Consider the following 8,442-nt stretch of genomic DNA (forward strand, 5'->3'; position numbering starts at 1 on the left):
CCAGCTCCGACAGTCGTCGGGGCTGGCGCGGCCAAGCCATTCCAACAAATGACGCATATCGCACCGGGCGCGGTTTAATCCGACGATTTCCTTAAGGTGATTTCCGGGAAAGGTTCTACCCGGGTACGCCGGATTCATCCGGCTCCCGGGGACGGGCGACTTCAGTCGCCCGAGCGCGCCCGCGCGCCGGACTGACGTCCGCCTCCCCGGGTGCCGACTAAAGTCGGCGTACCCGGGCGTGCGGCCGAAGTCTCGTCTCCGGTTGGGGAACCCAAGACGCATCGGCGAAAGGGTGACCAAAGCCGTGTTCCCTATCGTCAGCCCAACCTACGCGTTCCGAATGGTTCGGAGATCGCCTTGATCGTCATCGAGTGCCTGCCGCACCGCGTGTGCCAGCTGCTCCTGAGTGACCGGCTTGCGGAGCAGCGCGGCCGCCGGGTCCTTGATCTCGCGGGTCTCGCCGGACGTAAACAAGATCGCCAGGTCCGGTCGGCGTGAGCGCGCCTCGCGAGCCAGAGTGACCCCGTCCCAAGGCGCCGGCATCGCGACATCCGTATAGAGCAGGCGGATGGCGGGCTCATGCTCCAGCGACTCCAAGGCCGTCGCACCGTCTCCCGCGATCAGGACGCGATAGCCGAGACCGCGGAGCTGATCGGCAGTGGACGTCAAGACGTCGCTGTCGTCGTCCACCGCCAAAACCCACTCGCCGTTGCCCTGCGGCAGTGTCGTGTCCCGGCCGGTCTCTGCGATGTGCTCGGCCGCCGTCGCCGCGGACTTGGCGACCGGAAGCCGAATGCGAACGGTTGTCCCTCCGCCGACACGGCTCTCGATCTGCATCTCGCCCCCGGACTGGCGGGAGAAGCCATACACCATGCTGAGCCCGAGTCCGCTGCCCTTGCCGGGTGCTTTGGTCGTAAAGAAGGGTTCACAGACGCGTTCGAGGACGTCCGCGGGGATGCCCCGACCCGTGTCCTCGACCGCGACCTCGACGGCGTCGTCACCGACAGCCGCCGTCGTGACGCTGATCCGACCGCCGCCGTCCAAGGCATCGCGGGCGTTGATGACCAGGTTCATGAGCGCGTTCTCGAGCTGTCCGGGGTCGACCCGCACCGGCGGCAGCTCCGGTGCGAGCACGGCCCTCAGCTCGGTGCCCTCCGCGACGCTCACCTCGAGCAGATCGAGCATGCCGCCGACCAGCGCATTGATGTCCACGATCTCGGGCGCGAGCCTTTGGCGCCGGGAGAAGGCGAGCAATCGCTCCACCTGGCGCACGGCGCGATCCGTCGCGCCCATGGCCCGCTGCCAACGCTCGTGCAGCAAGGGGTCGTCTTCCGCTTTGGGCTCCAGATAGGTCAGATTGCCGAGGATGGCGGCGAGGATGTTGTTGAAGTCATGGGCGATGCCGCCGGTGAGCTGACCGACCAGCTCCATTTTCTGTGCCTGGCGCAGCTGACCCTCCACCGTCTCCATCCGAAAGGCATTGTCCTTGAAGACGTTGAAGACGCGGGCGAGATCGCCGATTTCGTCCCGCCGATCCAGCGCAGGCACCCGGGCGTCGCGCTCCCCGCCGGCCAGGCGCTGCATGGCGCGGGTGACCGCACGCAGGTTCAGGCTGATGTCGCGCACCAGGAACCGGTAGGAGATGAGGGTCGCGAGCAGCACCACCGCGATGCTGACGGCGACGAAGATCAGTGTATTGGTCAACAGGGTGTCGCCCATGGCGCCCGCGGCACGGGCGATGGTCTCGCTGGCCGAGTGCACAAGCGCATCCACCCGCGTCTTGAGCGCGGCGGCGATGCCGCGGCTTGCCGTCACCAGGTGCTCCGCGTCCTCGATGGTCGCAAGCTCCTGCTCGCGCAGTCGGAAGACGCCGTCGGCTTGAAGTTGGAGCTCCAGGTCGGCGATCGCTTGTGCGAACTCCGGGCGCAGTCCCGACGGGATCCTCGGGAGCAGATCCGAAAGCTGACCGCGGGTGCGCTCGAAGGCGTCACGGAACATGCGTACCTGATCGAGGCTCGGCGACTCGGCTCCGAGCAGCAGGTCGCTGAAGGCCGAGCCCGCCAACCGCTCCGCATCCAGCAACGGCCCCTGGGCGCCGGCCGCGCGGCGAAAGAGTCCTGGGTCGACGTCCGTATCCCGTCCCACGACATCGCTTACCAGCAGGATCGAAGGTCCCAGGATCTGCTGCACGCGCTCGCGCAGGGCGAGCAGCCGCTCGCGTTGGTGCTTCAGTGCAACACCGAGCGTTGCCTGTTGCTCCAGCGCAAGAGCCAGTTCGCGCAGGTTCGCCGCCAGCTCGGGCGCCAGCCGAGCGATGTCCGCAACCCCTTCGCTGCCGGCCGGATGCAGGTCGCGCAGCCGCTCGGTCTCGCTTGCCAGGGAGCGCAGGTCACGGTTGATCAGGGCGATCTGACGTTGACGTGCATCGGCGTCCTTTGCGGCCAGCAGTGCAGGAGCACGGTCCTCCAGCCGCTCGCCCACCCGTGCCAGGACCAAGGCCGCATTGGACGCCGGCAGCTCGCGCTCCATGACGGTCGCTACCCCGGCACGTGTCTCCAGCAGCGCCATCAGTGCGATCGCACTTGCGAGCGTGATCGCAAGGGCCGCGAGGCCCAGGATCAGCAGCAGACGGGCTTGGATGCCGGAGAACATCGCCGGATCAATCGCTCTTCTCGGACAACCCCATGGCCTCCCGATAATGTCGGCGCTGGCTGTTGCGCCCTAAGCGGTCGGTGAGGGCCTCCCAGTCCGCTGCGGCGGCGCGAAGGCCCTCCTCGGGTGTCGCGCCGCCGGTCATGACGCGGTCGAGCTGGTCTTCGAGGGCGGCGATGTAGGCGCGATAGCCGGGCAGGCGCAGGTCGCGCGCGATCTGAGGTGCGGAGAGGCTGGCGCGCAGCACGCGCAGGTAGTCCTCGGCCTGACGGTCTCCGAGCAGGCTCCGCCAGGGTGCCGGGTCGTCGAGGTGCGAGAGACGGTAGGGGTTGATGCCGGAGCTGCCGTCGAGTAGGTCGCGGGCGCTGTGCTCCGGGCTGGCATACCAGGCGACATAGGCCCAGGCCCGCTCGTGCTCGGCGCCGACGGCGGGTACCACGGCGATCCAGCCGCCGAAGGCCAGGAAGCTGACCGAGCGGACGGACGGCAGTGTCTCCCAGGCGCCGCTCGCGGGGTTCCAGACCTCGCGGCTTCCGGGCAGAACGAAGAAGCCGACATTCCCGGCGATGGCGGATGTCTCGGTTCTGCTGTCGCGTGGATCTCCCGAGAGCGGGGTATCCGCAACGCTGGCTCGCTCACCGCCCATTGCACCACCTAGCGCACCGGCCAGCACGCCGGTATCGGCCCAGTCGATGTTCATCGCGGCCTGTCCTGCGGCGAAGCGGATGCGCACGGCCTCGCTGTCCAGTCTGTCGGCGTCCGCGGGACCGAATCGACGCAGCTCCAGCATCTCCCGCAACGCGCGTATCCAGCCGGGGTTGTCGATGGCCGGAACCATGGTATCCGGATCGAAGAACATGGCGCCTGGATGATCCGGGTGATTGGTGTAGGCCGCGGCGTGGCTGAAGAGTGTCCAGATCCGCTGCCCCTCGCGCGCATAGGCCTCCAGCGTGCCGGCGAGCGCGCTGCCGTCGGCGCCTTGTCGGCCGCTGAAGAAGGCCGCGACGTCGCGGTAGTCGGACCAGGTCTGCGGCGGTTGCAGGGGCCGTCCGTACTCCGCGGCGAAGGCGGCGCCGGTATCCGGATCCTCGAAGAGATCCCGGCGATAGGCACCCATGTGCAGATCGCCATCTATAGTTAACGCCATCCAGCGGTTGTTCCAGCGCATCAGAGCGTCGCGATAGAGCGGAAGGATGTCGCCGACGATCGGTCCGGCGATGATTCGCTCCGGGACCGGCGACAGATAGGGGGCGAAATCCGGCAGCCAAGCCGAGGGGATCAGGAGTGCGTCGAAGGGCAAGTGACCGGTGACGAAGCCGAGCATGATCCGCTCGTAGAGGTCCGCGAAGGGGACCCGAGTCACCGCCACCGCGGTTCCGGTCGCGGCCTCGAAGTCTCGCCCGTGCCGCTCGGCCGGACCGCCGATGGCGGTGGTATCGCGGGTGAGCACCTGCAGACTCGATCCGCCCCTGTTCCGTTCATCCGAGCCATCGCCGCCATCGCCGGTCACCGGCAATGCTGCCGACGGGACAGCAAATATGACAAAGATGACAAAAAGGCCATGGAGTCGTGTCATCGTTCGTTCATCCCGCAGGGTTGTGATACGCAACAGGCCAAGCGCTCGATCGAAGCGTACCGGACGGACCCGTCGACGCCGAACCCCGACCCTACGAGAGGACAACGATGAACACCACCAATACCACTTTCGGTCTCGCCGCCGTGACCGTCGCGATGATCGCCGCCAACGCGGCCATGGCCGAAGACGGCAACGTCGGCGACGAAGTTCCTCTGCCGCCGGGTAGCCCGTCGGACGCATCGGGCGGTTGGTTGAACGGCGATTATCTCACCGGCGATTGGGGCGGCAAGCGCACCGAGCTTGCGGCCAAAGGCTTCGACTTCTTTGCCTACTATAACGCCATCGTTGCGAGCAACGTCGGCGGCGGCATCCAGCAGGGCACGGCCCTGGCCGGCGATCTTTATATGGGGATGACGGTCGACCTGGGGAAAGCGGCCGGCTGGAATGGCTGGACTTTCAATCTAAGCGGCATCGATCGGGCCGGTGCCAGTATCGACGAGGACGTGGGCGGCATCTACAGCGTCATGCAGCTGGTCGGCGGCCAGACCTATTTCCTCTACAACCTCAGCCTGGAAAAGAGCTGGGCCGACGGACAGTACGCACTTAAGTTTGGCCGCATCACGGCGACCGATGATTTCGCCGGGTCGCCCTTCTACGGCTATTACCTCTCCAACAGCTTCAACGGCCAGATCCGCGCCGTGCTGCTCGACGGCGTCATGACTTCCTATCCCTTCGCCGTTTGGGGTACGCGCTTCAAATACGCGCCGACCGACGACTTCCGGGCCAAGATCGGCGTCTACCAGTTGACCGAGAGGATGTGGGACCCGGATCTGCATGGCACCGACTTTACATTCCGGTCCAGCGACGGCGTCTCGATCATGGCACAGCTTGAGTGGGATTGGCGCTGGGGTTCCAAGCCCGGTCATTTCGGTCTGGGTCTCAACAACGTCTATTTCGACATGTCCGATTTCAATTCGGACACCACCACCGACACCTTTATCCGTTATTACGCCCAACTGGATCAGCAGGTCACGCAAGAGCGCTTGGGTTCCGATCAAGGGCTGTATCTCTTCGGCACACTCGCCTATACCAACCAACAGCAACCCGCGCTCGTTCCCTTCCAGAGCAGTTTCGGTGCCCAATACGTCGGCCCCTTCGCCGGGCGCAACCAAGATCGACTCATCTTCGGAACTACATTCGGCAAGCTGAGCGACGACTATGCCGCCGAGCAGGTGTCCCTGGGCGACGGCGACCCGGATTACGAATGGGTCCTGGAGCTGGGCTATCGCATCCAGCTCACCAAGTTCGCCTACATCCAGCCGGATATTCAATACATCGTGCAGCCCGGCGGGACGGGCGAGATCCCGGATGCGACGGTGATCGGCATGCAGTTCGGCGTTTCGCTTTAACGCGATTCACAACGACTCAAAACAAAAAACCAAACCGCGTCTGCCACGGCCGCCGGGAATCACGAAAGGCCAAGTTTGAATGGAAACGGCGCATGTCATGGCGGACGCGGTTTGCGAGGAGGACCGACATGATCTCATTAGACCTCTCCGCGGTACGTCTCGGCGCCACCGCGGTCGACAAGACCGACGCCATCCGTCAGGTCGGCCGGATCCTGGTCGAGGCGGGCTATATCGAGCCTGGCTATGTCGACAGCCTGCTGGCGCGCGAGCGTGTGGCCAACACCTTTCTCGGCAACGGCATCGCCATCCCCCACGGTGTGCCCAAGGATCGCGGGATGATCAAGCAGACCGGCGTGGCCGTGCTGCAGGTGCCGGGCGGCGTGGAGTGGAATCCGGGCGACCGCGTGCATCTGGTGGTGGGGATCGCGGCGAAGTCCGACGAGCATCTTCAGATCCTGACCAACCTGACCGATGTTCTCGGCGACCCGGCCGAGGCCGCGCGTCTCGCCCACACCACCAATCCGGCGGATATCGGCCAACGGCTTTCCACCGGAACCGCACCGGCCAAGCCGGCCGCGCAGCCGTTGCCGGATGACCTGCCGAATCACTTCGACACCGTCATCACCTCACCGCATGGCCTGCATGCACGTCCGGCGACGGCACTGGTCGATATCGCCAAGGGCTTCGGCGCGACCATCCGGGTGCGTCACGGAAACCGCGCGGGCGATGCCAAGAGCCTGATCGCCCTCTTGAACCTCGGGATCGAGTCCGGCGCGACCATCCGCGTCATGGCCGAAGGCGCCGACGCCGATGCCGCACTCGCCGCCCTGCGCGATGCCATCGACTCGGGGCTCGAGGAAGAAGAGGAGACCGCAGGCGCCGCCGGCTCCGCCGACCTTCCGCGGATCGACTGGGAAGGCCCGAGTGTCGCCGCCGTGGCCGCCTCGCCCGGCTTGGCGCTCGGCCCTGTCCGGCAATATCAACGCGGCAAGATCGTGGTGGCCGCGACCGCCCGCGACCCCGCCGCCGAGTTGACGCGCCTGGACCGGGCCATCGAGGCCGCCAAACGCGAGCTTGCCGAGCTCTACGAGGAGGTCAAGGCCCGCGCAGGTGCCGGCAAGGCCGCCATCTTCCGCGCTCATGCCGAGTTCCTGGCGGATCAAGGCCTGATCGACCGGGCCAAGGGACTGATTCGCGAAGACGCGCGCTCCGCCGGCTATGCCTGGGAGCAGAGTATCGGCGAGCAGGCCAAGACGCTGGCCGCGCAGCAGGACGCGCTCCTCGCCGCCCGCGCACTGGACCTGCGCGACGTGGGTCGGCGCGTGCTGCGCATGCTGGCCGAGCGCATCGAGGACGAGCCGAACCTGCCCGACACGCCGGTGATCCTGATCGCCGACGACCTGAGTCCCTCCGATACCGCCCGGCTCGACCCGGCCCTGGTGCTCGGCATCTGCACCGCCGCCGGCGGGCCGACCTCGCACACCGCCATCATCGCCCGCTCACTCGGCATCCCGGCCGTGGTCGGGGCCGGCGACTCGGTGCTCGACATCGCCGACGGCAGCCCCGTCGTGCTCGACGGCAACAGCGGAACCTTGGTCCTGATCCCGACCGACCGGGACCGCGCCAATGCCGAGCGCGCCCGCGCCGACATGGCCGTTCAGCGCGAGGCCGAGCGGCGCGCCTGCTACCAGCCCGCCATCACGACCGACGGGGCACGCATCGAGGTGGTCGCCAACATCGCCGCGCCCGCGGAGGCCGGTCGAGCGGTGGAGGCGGGCGGGGAGGGCGTTGGCCTGCTGCGCACCGAGTTCCTCTTCCTGGGCCGCGATCAGGCCCCGAGCGAGGACGAGCAGGCCGCGGCCTACACCGAGATGGTCCGCGCCTTGAACGGCCTGCCCATCATCATCCGCACCCTGGACATCGGCGGCGACAAGGCCGTGCCCTACATGTCCATGCCGGCGGAGGAGAACCCCTTCCTCGGCGAGCGCGGCATCCGGCTCTGTCTGAACCGCCCCGAGCTGTTCCGCAGCCAGCTGCGGGCCATCTTCCGCGCCGCTGCGCATGGCCCGGTACGCATCATGTACCCCATGATCTCCACGCTTGAGGAGCTCAAGCGCGCCAAGGCCCTGACCGAGGAGGTGCGTCTGGAGGTCGGCGCCGCACCGGTCGAGATCGGCATCATGATCGAGGTCCCATCCGCGGTGATGATGGCCGAGGAGCTGGCCGCCGAGTCGGACTTCTTCTCGGTGGGTTCCAACGATCTCACCCAATACTGCCTGGCGGTGGACCGCATGCACCCGCTGCTGTCGCGCCAAGCCGACGGCCTGCACCCGGCCGTGCTGCGCATGATCGACGCGACCGTGCGTGCCGCCGATAAGGCCGGGATCTGGGTCGGGGTCTGCGGGGGCATCGCCGGCGACCCGCGCGGCGTGGTCATCCTGACCGGTCTTGGCGTGCGCGAGCTCTCGGTCAGCATCCCGAGCATCGCGGCCGTGAAGGCACAGATCCGGGGCCTCTCGATGGAGCAGGCACGCGGTCTCGCCCGACGCGCACTGGCCTGTTCCACCTCCGCCGCCGTGCGCGGACTGCGCTGATGGAGACCCGGACCATGACCAACAGCATCAAGATCGCCACGCTCAGCCTGAACCCGGCTATCGACCAGACCGCGCGGGTGCCCGAGTTCACTGCCGGGCGCGTCAACCGTGTCGAGCAGGAGCAGGCGGATGCCGGCGGCAAGGGGGTCAACGTGGCCTCTTTTCTGGCCGACTTCGGCCCGCAGGTCGTCGCGACGGGGCTGCTCGGCGG

5 protein-coding genes are annotated in these 8,442 nt (G+C 67.2%); 3 read left to right on the forward strand and 2 right to left on the reverse strand.

Annotated features, from left to right (window positions below):
* Nucleotides 1–327 precede the first annotated feature (327 nt).
* Nucleotides 328–2,652 (reverse strand): ATP-binding protein, encoded by a 2,325-nt coding sequence (locus GPT33_RS14875; RefSeq protein ID WP_296810260.1) that lies wholly within the window; start codon nt 2,650–2,652, stop codon nt 328–330.
* 7 nt (nt 2,653–2,659) lie between these two features.
* On the reverse strand, nt 2,660–4,102 hold the full coding sequence (locus GPT33_RS14880; protein WP_296810261.1) for an extracellular solute-binding protein: 1,443 nt from the start codon (nt 4,100–4,102) through the stop codon (nt 2,660–2,662).
* Between the two features lie 233 nt (nt 4,103–4,335).
* Between GPT33_RS14880 and GPT33_RS14885 the strand changes: the two genes are divergently transcribed.
* From GPT33_RS14885 to GPT33_RS14895, 3 genes are all read left to right on the forward strand, one after another.
* The gene (locus GPT33_RS14885) at nt 4,336–5,637 is read left to right on the forward strand and encodes a carbohydrate porin (RefSeq protein ID WP_296810263.1); all 1,302 of its coding nucleotides are present in this window, start codon (nt 4,336–4,338) and stop codon (nt 5,635–5,637) included.
* 128 nt (nt 5,638–5,765) lie between these two features.
* Complete coding sequence (ptsP, locus tag GPT33_RS14890) at nt 5,766–8,231, forward strand: phosphoenolpyruvate--protein phosphotransferase (protein WP_296810265.1); 2,466 nt, start codon at nt 5,766–5,768, stop codon at nt 8,229–8,231.
* A gap of 14 nt (nt 8,232–8,245) precedes the next feature.
* Nucleotides 8,246–8,442 (forward strand): PfkB family carbohydrate kinase (locus tag GPT33_RS14895; RefSeq protein ID WP_363929395.1); only part of this gene is annotated, 197 nt, incomplete at its 3' end.

Origin of the sequence: Thiocapsa sp. (assembly GCF_011390875.1) — a bacterium.
Taxonomy (GTDB): Bacteria; Pseudomonadota; Gammaproteobacteria; order Chromatiales; family Chromatiaceae; genus Thiocapsa.